The organism is Kitasatospora sp. NPDC034035, assembly GCF_055575755.1.
On the sequence record NZ_JBVISA010000012.1, the window covers coordinates 103039 to 119572 of the forward strand.

General features: G+C 72.0%; 12 protein-coding genes. 3 read left to right on the plus strand and 9 right to left on the minus strand.

Going from position 1 to position 16534, the window contains the following annotated elements:
• Window positions 1-26: 26 nt before the first annotated feature.
• A complete protein-coding gene (locus ACZ52J_RS18935; RefSeq protein WP_465620117.1) occupies window positions 27-2672 on the plus strand; it encodes a ComEC/Rec2 family competence protein in 2646 nt (881 codons plus the stop codon).
• 318 nt (window positions 2673-2990) lie between these two features.
• Here ACZ52J_RS18935 and ACZ52J_RS18940 read toward each other — a convergent pair whose 3' ends face one another.
• Entirely contained in the window at window positions 2991-3284 is a 294-nt protein-coding gene (locus ACZ52J_RS18940) for a hypothetical protein (RefSeq protein WP_465620119.1), read from the minus strand.
• 74 nt (window positions 3285-3358) lie between these two features.
• Here ACZ52J_RS18940 and holA point away from each other — a divergent pair, with 74 nt between their 5' ends.
• Window positions 3359-4357, plus strand: coding sequence for a DNA polymerase III subunit delta (gene holA, locus ACZ52J_RS18945; RefSeq protein WP_465620120.1), 999 nt, complete (start codon window positions 3359-3361; stop codon window positions 4355-4357).
• Window positions 4358-4480: 123 nt separating this feature from the next.
• On the opposite strand, the gene ACZ52J_RS18950 is transcribed toward holA, so the two are convergent.
• The 4 genes from ACZ52J_RS18950 to ACZ52J_RS18965 form a co-directional block, all read right to left on the minus strand.
• Entirely contained in the window at window positions 4481-5155 is a 675-nt protein-coding gene (locus tag ACZ52J_RS18950; RefSeq protein ID WP_465620122.1) for a hypothetical protein, read from the minus strand.
• 427 nt (window positions 5156-5582) lie between these two features.
• Window positions 5583-5852 carry a 30S ribosomal protein S20 gene (gene rpsT / locus ACZ52J_RS18955; protein ID WP_045938443.1) on the minus strand — a complete coding sequence of 90 codons (270 nt, stop codon included), beginning with the start codon at window positions 5850-5852 and terminating at the stop codon, window positions 5583-5585.
• Between the two features lie 149 nt (window positions 5853-6001).
• Window positions 6002-7528: an acyltransferase family protein gene (locus tag ACZ52J_RS18960; protein WP_465620125.1), complete on the minus strand. Its 1527-nt coding sequence runs from the start codon at window positions 7526-7528 to the stop codon at window positions 6002-6004.
• A gap of 132 nt (window positions 7529-7660) precedes the next feature.
• A complete protein-coding gene (locus ACZ52J_RS18965; RefSeq protein ID WP_465620127.1) occupies window positions 7661-7990 on the minus strand; it encodes an antibiotic biosynthesis monooxygenase family protein in 330 nt (109 codons plus the stop codon).
• 189 nt (window positions 7991-8179) lie between these two features.
• On the opposite strand from ACZ52J_RS18965, the gene lepA reads away from it, so the two are divergent.
• Window positions 8180-10048 carry a translation elongation factor 4 gene (lepA, locus tag ACZ52J_RS18970; protein WP_360504336.1) on the plus strand — a complete coding sequence of 623 codons (1869 nt, stop codon included), beginning with the start codon at window positions 8180-8182 and terminating at the stop codon, window positions 10046-10048.
• Between the two features lie 144 nt (window positions 10049-10192).
• Here lepA and ACZ52J_RS18975 read toward each other — a convergent pair whose 3' ends face one another.
• The 4 genes from ACZ52J_RS18975 to ACZ52J_RS18990 all read right to left on the minus strand — a co-directional run bounded on the left by ACZ52J_RS18975 (window position 10193) and on the right by ACZ52J_RS18990 (window position 16422).
• Entirely contained in the window at window positions 10193-11278 is a 1086-nt protein-coding gene (locus ACZ52J_RS18975) for an NAD(P)/FAD-dependent oxidoreductase (RefSeq protein ID WP_465620129.1), read from the minus strand.
• Between the two features lie 152 nt (window positions 11279-11430).
• The gene (gene sigJ / locus ACZ52J_RS18980; RefSeq protein WP_465620131.1) at window positions 11431-12342 is read right to left on the minus strand and encodes an RNA polymerase sigma factor SigJ; all 912 of its coding nucleotides are present in this window, start codon (window positions 12340-12342) and stop codon (window positions 11431-11433) included.
• Between the two features lie 214 nt (window positions 12343-12556).
• A complete protein-coding gene (locus ACZ52J_RS18985; RefSeq protein WP_360504348.1) occupies window positions 12557-14455 on the minus strand; it encodes an ABC transporter ATP-binding protein in 1899 nt (632 codons plus the stop codon).
• Window positions 14456-14688: 233 nt separating this feature from the next.
• Complete coding sequence (locus tag ACZ52J_RS18990; protein WP_465620133.1) at window positions 14689-16422, minus strand: ABC transporter ATP-binding protein; 1734 nt, start codon at window positions 16420-16422, stop codon at window positions 14689-14691.
• Between the last annotated feature and the right edge of the window lie 112 nt (window positions 16423-16534).

Here is a 16534-nt window from a genome sequence, read left to right on the forward strand (position 1 = left end):
CCCTCGCTGCGAAGGGAGGTACCGCCGTGTCCGCAGCCACCGCATCGAACCCGCCTGCCCGCTCTTCGGACACCGACTTCCGGCTTCTGCTGCCCGCCGTCTCGGCCTGGGTGGTCACGGCGGCGCTCCTGCGCCTGGAGTCGGGATACGAGGCCTCCGTCTTCGCGATGGCGGGCGTCGCCGCGCTCGCGGCCGTTCTGCTGCTCATCCGGCCGGGCGTCCTGCGTCGGCGCGGGGCCGCGGTGACGCTGGCCGCCGCCCTGCTCACCGGAGCGGCGGCCGCGATCGCCACCCCGCTGCACACGGCCGACCTGCACCGGGGCCCGCTGCCCGAACTCGCCCGCGCGGCCGAGCACGCCGCGCCACGGTCGCCGGCCGCGCCCGCCCCCGCCCCGGCGGTGGAGGTTGAGCTGACCGTCACGGGAGACCCCAAGGTCCACACCTCCCGGGGCGGCACCACCGGCGGGCAGGCGCTCCTCACCGTGGACGCGATGGCCGACCGCGTCGTCCTGCTCCCGGACAGGCGGACCACCCGGACGCGCACACCCGTGACCGTCATGGTCCGAGGGGCAGACAGCGAGACCTGGCAGCGGCTGCTCCCGTCCGAGCGGCTGGCCGTGGAGGCCGAGGTGCAGCCGGCGGGGGAGGGCCATGACACCGAGTCCGCGGCGCTGCTGCTCGTCCACGGCCCGCCCCGGCAGCTGGCACCGCCGAGCCTGCCGCAGCGAATCGCCGGCCGGCTGCGCGAGGGCCTGCGCGCGGCCACCGAGGGGCTCCCGCCGGACGCGCGCGGGCTGCTCCCGGGCCTGGTGGTGGGCGACACCTCGCGCCTGCCCGACGACCTCGAAGACGCCTTCCGGGCCACCGACCTGGTCCACCTGGTGGCGGTCAGCGGGGCCAACCTGGCGATCGTCCTCGGCGCACTGCTCGGCGCGCCCGGCCAGGCCGGCACTGCGGAACGGCGCGGGCTGGCCGCGGTGCTGGGGCTGTCGCTGCGCACCGCCGCCCTGCTCGGCACGGGGCTGACGCTGGCCTTCGTGACCGTCTGCCGCCCCGAGCCCAGTGTGCTACGGGCGGCCGGGACGGGGCTGATCGGCATGCTGGCCCTGGCCACCGGCCGCCCCCGCCGGGCCGTGCCCGCGCTCGCCGGAGCCGTTCTGGTGCTGGTCCTGCTGGACCCGTTCCTGTCGCGCTCGTTCGGCTTCCTGCTCTCGGTGCTCGCCACGGCCGGGCTGCTCGTCCTCGGGCCGCACTGGGCCGAGGCCCTGCGGGCCCGGCGCTGGCCGCACCACCTGGCCGGCGCCTTCGCGGCGACGGCGGCCGCGCAGGCACTGTGCGCGCCGGTGACGGTGGTGCTGTCCGGGCACATCAGCCTGGTCGGCATCCCGTGCAACCTGCTGGCCGAGCTGGCGGTGGCCCCGGCGACGCTGCTCGGCTTCGGAGTGCTCGTCCTGCAGCCGCTCTTTCCGGCCCTGGCAGGCCTGCTCGCGATGCCGGCCGGGGTGCCGGCCGGCTGGCTCGCCCTGGTCGCGCGACGCGGCGCCGAGCTGCCGGGCGGCCAACTGTCCTGGCCGGGAGGTTGGTTCGGGACGGCGACGGTCGCATTGGCGGTCCTGGCGGTCTGCTGGGCGGCGCCGCTCCTGCTGCCCCGCCGGGCGGAGCCCGACATCCGGGCGCCCGTCCGCCCCCGCCCCGGGCGCCGCAGAGTGCGGGTACTGGTGACGAGCGCGTTGCTGGTGGTCCTGCTGGCCGTACTGCTGCGCCCGCCGCAACTCACCCGGATCGCCACCGGCTGGCCACCGCCGGGGTGGCGCCTGGCGATGTGCGACGTCGGCCAGGGAGACATGTTGGCCCTCGCGGCCGGTGCGCCGGACAGCGCCGTGGTGATCGATGCCGGGCCGGATCCGGACGCCGCCGACAGATGCCTGCGCGACCTCGGCATCACGACGGTGCCGCTCGTGCTGCTGACACACTTCCACGCTGACCATGTCGAGGGCGTGCCAGGGGTGTTGCGGGGGCGCAAGGTCGGCGCGGTCGAGGGCACGACGCTGGACGAGCCGCCGGGCGAGGCGGCCCGGGTGAGGGGCTGGGCCGCCGGGGCCGGAGTTCCGATGCTGAGGGCCGGCCGCGGCGAACGGCGGTCGATCGGAGCGGAGTTGGCCTGGGACGTGGTGTGGCCCGTTCCGGGGGCGGACATCGAGGCGCCCGGGGCGAACAACGCGAGCGTCGCACTGATGGTGACACTGACAGGAGGACTACGGATGGCACTGCTTGGAGATCTCGAACCACCGGCCCAGTCGGCCCTGTTGGGCCGCCTGGGGAGGGTCGACGTCCTGAAGGTCGCGCACCACGGTTCGGCCCACCAGGACTGGGACCTCGCCGGCGCCCTGCGGCCCCGACTGGCCCTCATCTCCTGCGGCGAGGGCAACGCCTACGGACACCCTTCCCCGAAGACGGTCGACCGGCTGCGCGCGCTCGGCGCGACCGTGCTGCGGACCGACCGGGCGGGCGACATCGCGGTGACCGGCGACTCTCCGGCCACTCTCGGCGTGTCCGTCCACCCGCAGCCCACCCACGCGGCCCACAAGCCGCGTGCCCGCGGCGCGAGCAACTCGGTGGTCCCCACCCGCCCCGGGCAGACCCCGGGCACACCGCGGGCCCCGCCCGCGTGACCCCCGCTTTCCTCCTCCTCCCAACCACGAAGTGGGGAAGGGAAAGGGGTTGGGGGTTGGGTTGGGGGAGGAGTGGAGGGGCGGGGCGGGGCCAGAAGAAACGTTTCGGCGCGCTCCGGGCCAAGCCCGGAGCGCGCCGAAAATAGCAGGAACAAAATTGGCCCTAACTGGCCCGCCCCACAGCACTTCGCAGAGCCGGGAGCAGGGTTCCCCGGCAAGACTCGATCCGTCAGGCCTGACGGCACGATCCGCCCGTCAGACCCGTCAGACCCGTCAGACCCGTCAGACCCGTCAGACCCGGCCGACGAGGCCCGGCCCTCAGGCCTGCTCGCGCCAGCCCTCGTGCTCAGCGGCCAGGGCGTCGAGCGCGTGCAGCAGGGCGGGGGTCCAGCCGGTGTCCGGGGCTTCGACCACGATGAGCCACTGGGCGTCTTCGGCGTCGTCCTCGCCGGCGAGCGCGTCGCGTACGATCTCGAGCTCGCCGAGGTCGGGTTGGGTGGCGCTGAGCTCCTCGGCGGCTTCTTCGGCGGTGTCGCGGTCGGGCAGGACGAGCAGCTGCCGGGCGTGCGGGTCGTCGAGGTCCGCGAGGTCGGTGGTGTGGTTCTCGGTCACCCGGCCATTGTCCAGGCTGCCCGGCTCGGCCGATCGGGCGGGAGTGTCCGCGGCCCGTGGGATGCTGGTAGACGATGGCCAGGAAGAGTGCACCCGACGACCTGCTCGCCCCGCTGACCCTCGCGGTCGGCCAGGAGGAGCTGCTGCTGGACCGCGCGGTCGCCCAGGTGGTGGCGGCGGCGAAGGCTGCGGACCCGGACACCGACGTACGGGATCTGCCGCCCGGCGGGCTGCAGCCCGGCAGCCTGGCCGAGCTGACCACGCCGTCGCTGTTCGCCGAGCGCAAGGTCATCGTGGTCCGCGCCGCCCAGGACCTCTCCGCCGACTCGGTGAAGGAGGTCAAGGCGTACATCGAGGCCCCGGCCGAAGAAGTGATCATGGTGCTGGTGCACGCCGGCGGTGCGAAGGGCAAGGGCCTGCTGGACGCCGGGCGCAAGGCGGGCGGCCGCGAGGTGGCCTGCGCCAAGCTGACCAAGGCGAGCGAGCGGCTGGCCTTCGTCAAGGGCGAGTTCCGCACGCTGGGCCGCTCGGCGACCCCGGAGGCCTGCCAGACGCTGCTGGACGCGCTCGGCAGCGACCTGCGCGAGCTCGCGGCCGCGTGCAACCAGCTGACCTCGGACGTCGAGGGCACGATCGACGAGACGGTGGTGGCCCGCTACTACAGCGGCCGGGCCGAGGCGACCGGCTTCGAGGTGGCCGACCTGGCGGTCACCGGCCGGGCGGCCGAGGCGCTGGAGCGGCTGCGCTGGGCCCTGGCCGTCGGCCAGCCGCCGACCGGTATCACCTACGCGCTGGCCTCCGGCGTGCGCAGCATCGGGCGGCTGGCGACCACCGGGCGGAACATGCGCCCGGCCGACCTGGCCCGCGAGCTGGGCATGCCGCCGTGGAAGGTCGACCGGGTCCGCCAGCAGATGCGCGGCTGGACGGGCGACGGGGTGGCCACCGCGCTGACCGCGATCGCCCAGGCCGACGCCGCCGTCAAGGGCGGGTCGGACGACCCGGCCTTCGCCCTGGAGCGCGCGGTGGTCGCCGTCGCCCGGGCCGCGCGGGCCGGCTCCCGCCCCGCCTACTGACGCCCCGCCTACTGACGCCCACCGACGCGGCGGGGCCATTCGACGCGGCGGGCCCGGCGGTGCCCGGCGGTGCTCGGCGGGGCTCGGCGCGGGCCGACGCGAACAGCGGGCCGGGCCGGAGGGCTACTTCTTCATGGCCCGGACGGCGTCCTGGCCGTCGGACTGCAGGGCGCTGCGCAGGTCGTCCTTGGACGGCGGCTTGGCCTTCCCCTCGGTGTAGCTGGCGCTGTAGTTGATGTAGTACGTCATCCCGCCGTCGCGGATGTCCAGCTCCGCGTAGACGCTGTGGTACTTGTCCGAGGCGTCGTCCTTGTACAGGAAGTACGCTTCCTCGCCGATCCCGGGGACGTCGGTGACCTGGTAGCCGCGGGCCCGGTACAGCTCCTTGTTGGCCGCCAGCTCGGGCGCGGGGTTGACGGCCTTGTGCAGGTCGGCGCGCAGGTAGACCGAGGCGTACTCGCTGTCGCTGTTGCCGCCGGTCCGCTTGAGGCTCATCGAGCAGTTCATGCTGTCCAGGGCCGGGTGCCGGTCGGTGTGGTGGGTCGGTGCCGAGGTGTCCGAGACGGAGTACGTCTGCAGCAGCTTGGTGGGCTTCGCGGTGGTGCAGAAGTCGTCCGAGAGGTGGTAGCTGCCGAGGCTGCGCGGCGAGGAGTCGCTGCTGACCATGCCGGGGACGGCCACCACGGCGGCGGTCCAGCCGGCCGAGGCGAGTATGGCGCCGACGAAGGCCCAGACGGCGTTGCGCCGCAGGTTCCCTCCGGAGCGGGGCGGCGTCCCCGCGCCCGGAGCGGTCGGCATCCCGGGCGACGTGGGCAAGCCCGGCGGCGGACCGAAGCCCGCGGGCCCCGGCGCACTGGGTGCGGGCTGCGCGCCCGGTACCGGGTGCATTCCCGGCGGCGGCTGCTGCGGGAAGCCGTATCCCGGCCCGTTCGGCGCCGACGGTGGCGGTGGCGTCGTCATGAAGTTCCCCCCTGGGCCTGGCGTCGGGGCGCTCCCCCGCACCTCGATCGCACCTGACCGACCATAGCGGCCGGACCGTGGAACGCGACAGGCGCCGCAGTGGCCTCCGGGGAGGAGGCCGACTGCGGCGCCTGCCGTACTGCTTCGTGCACCGCACCCGCGTGGCGAACGCAGGCCGCGTGCGGTGCGAGTCTCGTGCGTCTCAGGGTCCGGGTAGAGGGCCGGATCGTCCTGGGACGATCGGGGGTCGGAACCCCCGGGGGCGTCAGGCCTGGACGGCCGTGTTGACGCGCTTGGTGATGGCCGACTTCTTGTTGGCGGCCTGGTTGGCGTGGATGACGCCCTTGCTCACGGCCTTGTCGAGCGCCTTGGAGGCGGCGCGGGCCAGCACGGCGGCCTTCTCGGTCTCGCCGGCGGCAGCGGCCTCACGGGCCTTGCGCAGAGCGGTCTTCAGCGAGGACTTGACGGCCTTGTTGCGCAGGCGCGCCTTCTCGTTGGTCTTGTTGCGCTTGATCTGGGACTTGATGTTCGCCACGAAGGAGCCTCAGTCTGTCTAAAGGTTCTGAACGGGATCACACCGGGCGGCCGTCGGTCCAGCTGAGAGGGCATGCCGAGGCCAGGTGCAGCTGACCACGCTACCAGGGGCCCGCCGCCCGCCCCAAACCGGCCGCCTCAGTGACCGGGTCACACGGGCTCGGGGGCGGCGGGAGCGCCACCCACGGGGGCGGTCGGCGCGGTCGGAGCAGACCTGCCGGACGCCGCTACGGGCCCGCCAGGCGTCGGCACGAACCCGCCAGGCACCGGAGCAGCCCCGGCGGGCACCGGTACGGGCACCGCTTCCGCGGCCGGAGCGCCGCCCTGGGCGGGGAGCGGAGCGCCGGCGCCCCGGGTGTCGGTCGGGCCGCCGGTGTGCCGCCGGAGCCAGGTGAGGAACCGCCGGCCGAGCTTCTGGAACGGCACCTCGACCAGCCGGTACATCAGGTAGCTGACCGCGAGCGTGATGGCGAGGAAGGTCAGGGTGAAGACGATCGCGAACTTGGTCGACTTCGGCGCCGGCGCCCCCTGGAACAGCCACGGCATGCCGTAGAGCCAGTCCATGCCGTCGATGACCAGCCAGTGCAGCAGGTACACCGAGTAGCTGACGGTGCCCAGCCAGGTGAGCGCCTTCGGGAAGCGCCGCTTCTTCAGCGCCATCCCCAGGATCAGCATGATCCAGGCTCCGGCGTAGGCGAAGGACCACGCCATCCAGCTGGTGGTCCAGGTCCGCCACAGGGCGTCCCCGTGGTTGTACATGCGCCCGCCGAGGACCCCGGCGAGGACGACGAAGCCGCAGTAGGCGATGGCCTGGATGCGGTCGATCTGGCCGTGCTCCGCGCGGTAGATGACGGTTCCGGCGAACATGGTCGCGAAGATCATCATCGTTTCGAACAGCGCGGACCGGCTGCTGCCGAACGCCAGCAGGACGCCGAGCGCGCCGAGCAGCAGGGCTCCGGTGCGGGTGAGCTGGGAGTTGCCGCTGATCGCACAGAGCAGGCCCATGGCCGCGACGAGTCCGGTGGCCAGGACCAGGTTCTCGGTCGACAGTCCCTGCTTGGCGAGGTTCGCCGGGGCGATCACCCCGCCGAGCAGGACCGCGCAGGTGGCGAAGCCCACGGCGATCGGTCCGCTCTGCCGGTGCTTGCGGAGCACGAACAGGGCGGACACGAAGTAGTAGAACACCATCTCGTAGGTGAGGCTCCACATGATGCCGATGGCGTTGGGCACGCCCAGCAGGTCCTGGAGCAGCATGCTGTTGGCCCCGAGCGAGAGCAGCGGGCGATCGAAGACGGATCGGTCGATCAGCATGTTGTGCCCGGCCGGGAGGATCACCAGCGCCGCGACGAACCCGGCGATGAGTGCCGGGTAGATCCGGAACGCCCGGCCGACCCAGAACGCCTGCATGTCGCCTCGGCGTTCCAGGGAGGCGGGCACGATGTAGCCGCTGACCAGGAAGAACAGCATGACCCCGAACAGGCCGAGGTCGAAGTGGTGGGTCAGCGCCGTGCCGTGCGGGATGAAGAACCGCAGCCCGAAGTGGTGCATGGCCACGGCGAGGGCGGCGAGGCCGCGCAGCGCGTCCAGCCAGCCGAGCCTCGCTGGGGCCGCTGCGGCCTTGTCGTGCGGTCTGTTCCGCGCTCCGCGGCGCACGCGGCTGAGTTCGATCCGTCTCACGGCTGGGCAGATTAGCTTACCGATCGCCTGGCGGAACATATCCGCAGGCGAACCAGGTCGAGCCGACCGGGCCGGGAGGCCCCGTCCCCGACCTCAGGAGAACCTGACGGACCTCAGGAGACCTCACGGACCTCAGGACCTCACGAGTCGGGCCGGCCAGGCGTCGAGCAGGGGCTCGCCGTAGTGCTCGACCTCCGGGAACGGGCGGTAGAAGTGGTGCAGCAGGGCGCGCCAGCGCTGGTACTCGGGGGAGGTGCGGAAGCCCTCGGTGTGGTCGGCGAGGGTCTCCCATTCGACCTGGAGGAGGAAGCGCGAGCCGCGGCCCTCGTCGAGGCAGCGGCGTAGTTGCAGGGAGCGGAAGCCGCGCTGGACGGCGATCAGCGGGCGGGCCTCGGCGAAGGCGGCGAGGAATTCTTCCTCCCGGCCGGGCAGGACGTCGAGCAGGGCGCTTTCGAGGATCACGGGAGGCCATCCTGCCGCCCGGGGACGGGTGGCGGAAGGGTCGGGCGGTGCCCGAACGGCAGCACGGCCCGCGCTCGTGGGAGGATGGGAGGAACTATTTCGATCGGACGAGACTGTCCGGTCCCCGGGAAACCGGTCAGCGATGACCCGGACACCCCCGGCCCCGGACCAACGGAGAATCGGACCAAGGTGCCCGCGACCCCCAGCAATGTGCCAGAGCCCAGCCGTACCGACCCGGCGCTGATCCGCAACTTCTGCATCATCGCCCACATCGACCACGGCAAGTCGACGCTCGCAGACCGGATGCTGCAGATCACCGGTGTCGTCGACCCCCGGCAGATGCGTGCCCAGTACCTCGACCGCATGGACATCGAGCGTGAGCGCGGCATCACCATCAAGTCGCAGGCGGTCCGCCTCCCGTGGGCGCCGACGACCGGGCCGAACGCCGGGGCGACGCACATCCTCAACATGATCGACACCCCCGGCCACGTGGACTTCACGTACGAGGTGTCCCGTTCCCTCGCCGCGTGCGAGGGCACGATCCTGGTGGTCGACGCGGCCCAGGGCATCGAGGCGCAGACCCTCGCCAACCTGTACCTGGCGCTGGAGAACGACCTCACGATCGTCCCGGTGCTCAACAAGATCGACCTGCCGGCCGCCCAGCCGGAGAAGTACGCGGCGGAGATCGCGCACATCATCGGCTGCGACCCCTCGGACGTGCTGCAGGTCAGCGCCAAGACCGGTCTCGGCGTCGAAGGCCTGCTGGACCACATCGTCGACACCATCCCGGCCCCGGTCGGCGTCAAGGACGCCCCGGCCCGCGCGATGATCTTCGACTCGGTCTACGACTCCTACCGCGGCGTGGTCACCTACGTCCGGGTGGTCGACGGCCAGCTCACCAAGCGTGAGCGGATCGCGATGATGTCCACCGGCGCGACGCACGAGCTGCTGGAGATCGGCGTCATCTCGCCCGAGCCGAAGGTCGCCGACGGCCTCGGCGTCGGCGAGGTGGGCTACATCATCACCGGTGTGAAGGACGTCCGGCAGTCCAAGGTCGGTGACACCATCACCTCGATGCACAAGGGCGCGACCGAGGCGCTGGGCGGCTACAAGGACCCGCGCCCGATGGTGTTCTCCGGCCTCTACCCGCTGGACGGCTCGGACTACCCGCTGCTGCGCGACGCCCTGGACAAGCTGCGGCTCAACGACGCCGCGCTGGTCTACGAGCCGGAGACCTCGGTCGCGCTCGGCTTCGGCTACCGCTGCGGCTTCCTCGGCCTGCTGCACCTGGAGATCATCCGGGAGCGCCTGGAGCGCGAGTTCAACCTCGACCTGATCTCCACCGCCCCCAACGTGATCTACCGGGTGATCATGGAGGACGGCACCGAGCACACCGTCACCAACCCGAGCGAGTTCCCGACCGGCAAGCTCGCCGAGGTCTACGAGCCGATCGTGCGCGGCACCATCCTGGCGCCGAACGAGTTCGTCGGCGCGATCATGGAGCTCTGCCAGGCCCGCCGCGGCAACCTCCAGGGCATGGACTACCTCTCCGAGGACCGCGTCGAGCTGCGCTACACCCTGCCGCTCGCCGAGATCGTCTTCGACTTCTTCGACCAGCTGAAGTCCAAGACCCGCGGCTACGGCTCCTTCGACTACGAGCCGATCGGCGAGCAGAGCGCCCAGCTGGTGAAGGTCGACATCCTGCTGCACGGCGACGCGGTGGACGCCTTCTCCGCGATCGTCCACAAGGACAAGGCCTACGGCTACGGCGTGATGATGGCGGGCAAGCTGCAGAAGCTGATCCCCCGCCAGCAGTTCGAGGTGCCGATCCAGGCCGCGATCGGCTCCCGGGTGATCGCCCGTGAGACGGTCCGCGCGATCCGCAAGGACGTCCTCGCCAAGTGCTACGGCGGTGACATCTCGCGTAAGCGCAAGCTGCTGGAGAAGCAGAAGGAAGGCAAGAAGCGGATGAAGATGGTCGGCCGCGTGGAGGTCCCGCAGGAGGCCTTCATCGCCGCGCTGTCCACCGACGCCGAGGCGCCGAAGGACAAGAAGTAACCGAGGCGAGCCGAAGGGCCCGGGCATCCCGCCCGGGCCCTTTTGCGTTCCCGGAGGCCGTCCAGGCCGTCCAGGCTGTCGAGGCTGTCGAGGCCGTCGAGGCCGTCGAGGCCGTCAAGGCCGCTTCGGCGGCTACCCGGGCGGCTACTTCAGCGCGCTGAAGACGGCGGAGACGATCCCGGCCTTGGCCAGCCGCCCCGCGGTGCCGGTGAACACGGTGGGCTTCATCGAGTCGTCCGCGTGGACCAGTTGGAGCAGCCCGTCCCGCCGGCCGAGGCTGACGCACTGCACGAGGTACCGGAACGAGAACGGCTTCTCCGTGCGCCCGCCGAGCAGCTTGCCGACGTACTGGCCCTGCGGCAGGGCGGTGGCGCAGCCCATCCGCAGGGTGCCGACGCCGGGGACGGTGACGGCGGCGGCGTCGCCGACCACGTGGACGTCGGGGTGCGAGACGGACCGCAGGTGGTCGTCCACCAGGGCCCGGCCGCGCTCGTCCACGGCCAGCCCGGCCTCGGCGGCCAGCGGGTGCGGCTCCAGCGAGGCGGCCCAGAGGGTGAGGTCGGCGTCGATCGGGCCGGCGGTGGTGCGCAGCCCGTCCGGGGTGACCTCGGTGACGGTGGCGTCCTCGTGGACGGCGACGCCGAGCCGGTCGAGGACGCGCCGGACGTGGGCGCGGCCCTTGGGCGAGTAGATGCCGCCGACCCGGCCGGCCGCGATGATCCGCACCCGCCAGTCGGGGTGGGCTTCGGCGAGTTCGGTGGCCAGTTCGATGCCGGTGGTGCCGCCGCCGACCACGGCAAGGGTGCCGGGCCGGGCGGCCTCGCGGATCAGGCGCCGGACCTCGGCGGCGCGCTCGACGGGGTGGGCGTTTTCGACGGCGCCGGGGACGCCGTGCCAGGCGGTGCGGCTGCCGAGGGCGTAGACCAGGGTGTCGTAGGCGAGGGTGGTGCCGTCGTCCAGCAGGACCTTGTGTCCGGTGAGGTCGAGTTCGACGGCGCGGGCCCGGTGGTGCCGGATCGTGCGGCCGCGGGCCAGGTCGGTGATGGCCGGCCAGTCGCGGCCGCGGCCGGCCGCCGCTTCGTGCTGGCGGATGCGGTGCAGGAGTCGCTCCTCGGGGGCGACCAGGGTGACGGTGTGGTGCCGTCCGGCGCCCTTGGCCGCGGTGAGTCCGGCGTATCCGGCGCCCAGGACGACGATCCGCTTCCCGGGGATGGTGGTGCTGCTGCTCATCTCGTCCGCCTCCATTCGGTGCGCCCTCGTGGAGCGCTGCTCGGGAAGGGGACGACGCGGCCGGTCGGGATGTGACCGTGACCCGCGTCACATCGCCGCGGGTCTGGGGCGAGCCCGGGGTGGGGCTCGGGGCGGGGGTGTCGTGGGGTCGGTCAGGGGGCGGTGACCGGGCTGATCCGGCCGAGCTTCTCGGGGTTGACGACGACGTGCGCCTCGGTGATCCGCCCGTCGGCGACGGTGAAGGCGAGCACGCCGCCGACGGTGCCGGTGGCCCGGTCGTACCAGACCAGCCCGGGTTCGCCGTTGACCATCGCGTGTGCGGTCCCGATGTCGGGGGTGAACCACTTGGCGATCAGGCCGGTCACCAGGCGGGACACCCGGTCGGCGCCGCGGACGGGGCGGGCTGCGGCGCGGACGATGCCGCCGCCGTCGGCGTGCCAGACCACGTCCGGGTCGAGGACCTCCATCAGGGCGAGGATGTCCCCGCGGGTGGTGGCGGCGACGAAGGCCTCGACGGCCTGGCGGTGCTCGGCCGGGGCGGCGCCGCCGGGGCGCCGGGCGCTGTCCTTGACCCGGCGGCGGGCCCGGGAGGCGAGTTGGCGGGCGGCGTCGGGGGAGCGGTCCAGGGAGGCGCCGATCTCCTCGAAGCCGACCGCGAAGACGTCGTGCAGGACGAAGGCGGCCCGTTCGGCCGGGGTGAGCTGTTCCAGGACGGCGAGCAGGGCGAGCGAGACGGACTCGCCGCGCTCGGCGAGTTCGTCGGGGGAGTCGGGGCCGTCGGCGTAGGAGACGGCCGGCTCGGGCAGCCACTCGCCGTAGTAGGCCTCGCGGCGGGCCCGGGCGGAGCCCAGCTGGTCGTAGCAGAGCCGGGTGACGACGGTGGTCAGGAACGCGCGCGGATCGGCGACGGTGGCGCGGTCGGCGGCCTGCCAACGCAGCCAGGCGTCCTGCAGGACGTCCTCGGCGTCGGTGAAGGAGCCGAGCAGCCGGTAGGCGACGGAGCCGAGGTAGCGGCGGTTCGCCTCGAAGGCGTCCGGGGCGGCCGGGAGCTGGTCGTCGATCACGCGCCCAAGGTAGCGCCCGGCGGCACCCATGGCGACGACCGGGTGCGCGACGGGCGGGGACGCGAAGAGCGGGACGCAAAGGTGGTCACCCGCGAAGAGCATGCACACGAGGGCACGCACACGAGGGCACGCACACGAGGGCATGCACGCGAAGGGCATGCACGCGAAGGGCCGGGGCGGAAGGTCCCGCCCCGGCCCGTCATGTGGCGCTGCGTCAGTCGACCTCGGCCACGGCCTCCGCGAACTGCGCCTGGTAGAGCCGGGCGTAGGCGCCGTCGGCGGCGATCAGTTCGTCGTGCGAGCCCTGTTCCACGATCGAGCCGTTCTCCATCACCAGGATCACGTCGGCGTCCCGGATGGTGGAGAGCCGGTGGGCGATGACGAAGCTGGTGCGGCCGGTGCGCAGCCGGGCCATGGCCCGCTGGATGAGTACCTCGGTGCGGGTGTCGACGGAGCTGGTGGCCTCGTCGAGGACCAGGATGGACGGCTGGGCGAGGAAGGCCCGGGCGATGGTGATCAGCTGCTTCTCGCCGGTGCTGACGTTGGTGCCCTCGTCGTCGATGACGGTGTCGTAGCCGTCCGGCAGGGTGCGGACGAAGCGGTCGACGTGGGCGGCCTTGGCGGCCTCGACGACCTGTTCGTGGGTGGCGCCCCGGGCGCCGTAGGCGATGTTGTCGGCGATGGTGCCGCCGAACAGCCAGGTGTCCTGGAGGACCATGCCGATGCCGGAGCGCAGGTCCTCGCGGGACATCGCGGAGATGTCGACCCCGTCGAGGGTGATCCGTCCGGAGCTGACCTCGTAGAAGCGCATCAGCAGGTTGACGAGGGTGGTCTTGCCGGCGCCGGTGGGGCCGACGATGGCGACCGTGTGGCCGGGTTCGACCTTGAGCGAGAGGTCCTCGATGAGCGGCTTGTCGGGTTCGTAGCGGAAGGAGACGTCCTGGAAGGCGACCCGGCCGTGCAGGGCGTCCGGCTTCTCGGGCATGGCGGGTTCGGCGCTCTGCTCGGGGGCGTCGAGCAGTTCGAAGACGCGCTCGGCGGAGGCGACACCGGACTGCACCAGGTTGGCCATGCTGGCGACCTGGGTGAGCGGCTGGCTGAACTGCCGGGAGTACTGGATGAACGCCTGCACGTCGCCGATGGACAGCGCGCCGCTGGCCACCCGCAGGCCGCCGACGACGGCGACCAGCACGTACTGCAGGTTGCCGATCAGCATCATCGCGGGCTGGATGATCCCGGAGATGAACTGGGCCTTGTAACTGGCCTCGTAGAGTGCCTCGTTGTGCTTGCGGAAGGTCTCCGCGGACTCGCGCTGGCGGCCGAAGACCTTGACCAGGGTGTGGCCGGTGTACATCTCCTCGATGTGGGCGTTGAGCTGGCCGGTGGACTTCCACTGCTGGACGAACTGCGGCTGCGCCCGCTTGCCGACCTTGGTGGCGACGACCACCGAGACCGGCACCGAGACCAGGGCGATCAGGGCGAGCAGCGGGGAGATCCAGAACATCATGGCCAGCACGCCGACCACGGTGAGCAGCGAGTTGACGACCTGTCCCATGGTCTGCTGCATGGACTGGCCGATGTTGTCGATGTCGTTGGTGACCCGGCTGAGCACTTCGCCGCGCGGCTGCTTGTCGAAGTAGCTGAGCGGCAGTCGGGACAGCTTGGACTCGACGTCCTGGCGCAGCCGGTAGCTGGCGAGCTGGATGGCCTTGGTGGCCAGTCGGCCCTGGAAGATGCCGAGGACGGCGGAGGCGACGTAGATGCCGAGCACCCAGAGCAGGACGGAGCCGATGGCATCGAAGTCCATGCCCTGGCCGGGGGTGAAGTCGACGGCGGAGAGCAGGTCGGCGACGCCCTTGTCGCCGTGGGCGCGCAGGCCGTCGATGACCTGGGCCTTGGAGCTGCCGGGCGCGAAGCGGGCGCCGACGACGCCGGCGAAGATCAGGTCGGTGGCGTTGCCGAGGATCTTGGGGCCGATGACGGCGCACCCGATGCCGAGGACGCCGAGGAGCAGGACGCCGATGAGGATGTTGCGTTCGGGGCGCAGCAGGCCGAGGACGCGTTTGCCGGAGCCCTTGAAGTCCATGGACTTCTCGGAGCCCTGGCCGCCCATGAAGCGGCCGGGTCCGGCGGGGCCGCGGCGGGCGGCGGCGGCCTGGGAGTCGCTGGGCAGTTCGGCGTCGGTCTTCGTCAGGTCGGCCTGCGCGCTCTCGGCTTTCGTCAGGTCGGCTTTCGTCAAGTCGGCCGTCGTCAAGTCGGCCGTTGTCGGGCCGGCCGTTGTCGGGCCGGCCGTCGTCGGGTCGGCCTTTCCGGTGTCCTGCTCCGCCGTGGGGTTTCCGGGGGTGGTCACGCCGCCTCCTGCTCGGTGAGCTGGGAGAGCACGATCTCCCGGTACGTCGGGTTGTCGGCCATCAGTTCGTGGTGGGTGCCGGTGCCGACGACGGCGCCCTCGTCGAGGACGATGATCCGGTCGGCGTCGCGGATGGTGGACACGCGCTGGGCGACGATCAGGACGGTGGCGTCGGAGGTCTCGTCGGCGAGGGCCTTGCGCAGTCTGGCGTCGGTGGCGTAGTCGAGCGCGGAGAAGGAGTCGTCGAAGAGGTAGACGGAGGGTTTGCGGACCAGGGCGCGGGCGATGGCGAGGCGTTGGCGTTGGCCGCCGGAGACGTTGCTGCCGCCCTGGGCGATGGGGGCGTCGAGGCCTTCGGGGAGCTTTTCGACGAACTCCTTGGCCTGGGCGATCTTCAGGGCGTGCCAGAGTTCCTCGTCGGTGGCGTCGGGCCGGCCGTAGCGGAGGTTGCTGGCGACGGTGCCGCTGAACAGGTAGGGCTTCTGGGGGACGATGCCGATGTTGTCGGCGATCGTGTCGGCGGCGAGTTCGCGGACGTCGACGCCGTCGAGCAGGACCCGGCCGGAGGTGGCGTCGAAGAGCCGGGGGACGAGGCCGAGCAGGGTGGACTTGCCGCTGCCGGTGGAGCCGATGATGGCGGTGGTCTCGCCGGGGCGGGCGGTGAGGTCGATGCCGCGCAGTACGGAGGCCTCGGCGCCGGGGTAGCGGAAGTCGACGTCGCGCAGTTCGAGGTTGCCGCGGCGGAGGACCTCGGTGACGGGCGCGGCGGGCGGGACGACGCTGGAGTCGGTGCTGAGGACGTCCTGGACGCGTTCGGCGCAGACCTCGGCGCGGGGCACCATCATGAACATGAAGGTGGCCATCATGACGCTCATCAGGATCTGCAGCAGGTAGGAGAGGAAGGCGGTGAGCGCGCCGATCTGCATGGAGTGGCTGTCGATGCGGTGGGCGCCGAACCAGAGCACGGCGACGCTGGAGATGTTCACGACGAGCATGACGGCGGGGAACATGACGGCCATCAGCCGGCCGACGCGGCGGGCGACGTCGGTGAGGTCCTCGTTGGCGTCGGCGAAGCGGGCCTGCTCCTGGGTGTCCTTGACGAAGGCGCGGATGACCCGGATGCCGGTGATCTGTTCGCGCAGGACCCGGTTCACGGTGTCGATCCGCTCCTGCATGCTGCGGAACTGCGGGCGCAGTGCGCGGACCAGCAGGATGACGACGACGGCGAGGGCGGGGATGACGGCGAGCAGCAGGCCGGACAGCGGGACGTCCTGGTTGAGCGCCATGATGATGCCGCCGACGCACATGATGGGTGCGGCGACCATGAGCGTGAAGCTCATCAGGGCGAGCATCTGGATCTGCTGGACGTCGTTGGTGGTGCGGGTGATCAGGGAGGGCGCGCCGAACTGGCCGACCTCTCGGGCGGAGAAGCTCTGCACCCGGTCGAAGACGGCGGCGCGGACGTCGCGGCCGAAGGCCATGGCGACGCGGGCGCCGATGAGGACGGCGCCGATCGAGCAGATCGCCTGGACGAGGGTGACGCCGATCATGACCCCGCCGAGGCGCAGGATGTACCCGGTGTCGCCCTTGACCACGCCGTCGTCGATGATGTCGGCGTTGAGCGTCGGCAGGTAGAGCGCCGCGAGGGTGGACACCAGCTGGAGGGCTACCAGCAGGGTGATCGGTCGGGAGTAGGGGCGCAGGTACGCCCTCAGCAGTCTGATCAGCACTAGCACACTCTTGTCGTCGCCGGTCGGGTTCGCACCCCAATTCTCGTTCTTCTGTGCGGTCGTACAGGCCATTCGGCGTGTGGGAACCGGGGGTTTGCCGGGCTTTTACCGA

What these genes read in the sequence shown, in the direction of transcription:
- holA (WP_465620120.1), top strand. Translation starts at nt 3,359, where the DNA reads ATGGCCAGGAAGAGTGCACCCGACGACCTGCTCGCCCCGCTGACCCTC.
- ACZ52J_RS18950 (WP_465620122.1), bottom strand. Translation starts at nt 5,155, where the DNA reads ATGCCGACCGCTCCGGGCGCGGGGACGCCGCCCCGCTCCGGAGGGAAC.
- ACZ52J_RS18975 (WP_465620129.1), bottom strand. Translation starts at nt 11,278, where the DNA reads ATGAGCAGCAGCACCACCATCCCCGGGAAGCGGATCGTCGTCCTGGGC.
- ACZ52J_RS18985 (WP_360504348.1), bottom strand. Translation starts at nt 14,455, where the DNA reads ATGGGCGGCCAGGGCTCCGAGAAGTCCATGGACTTCAAGGGCTCCGGC.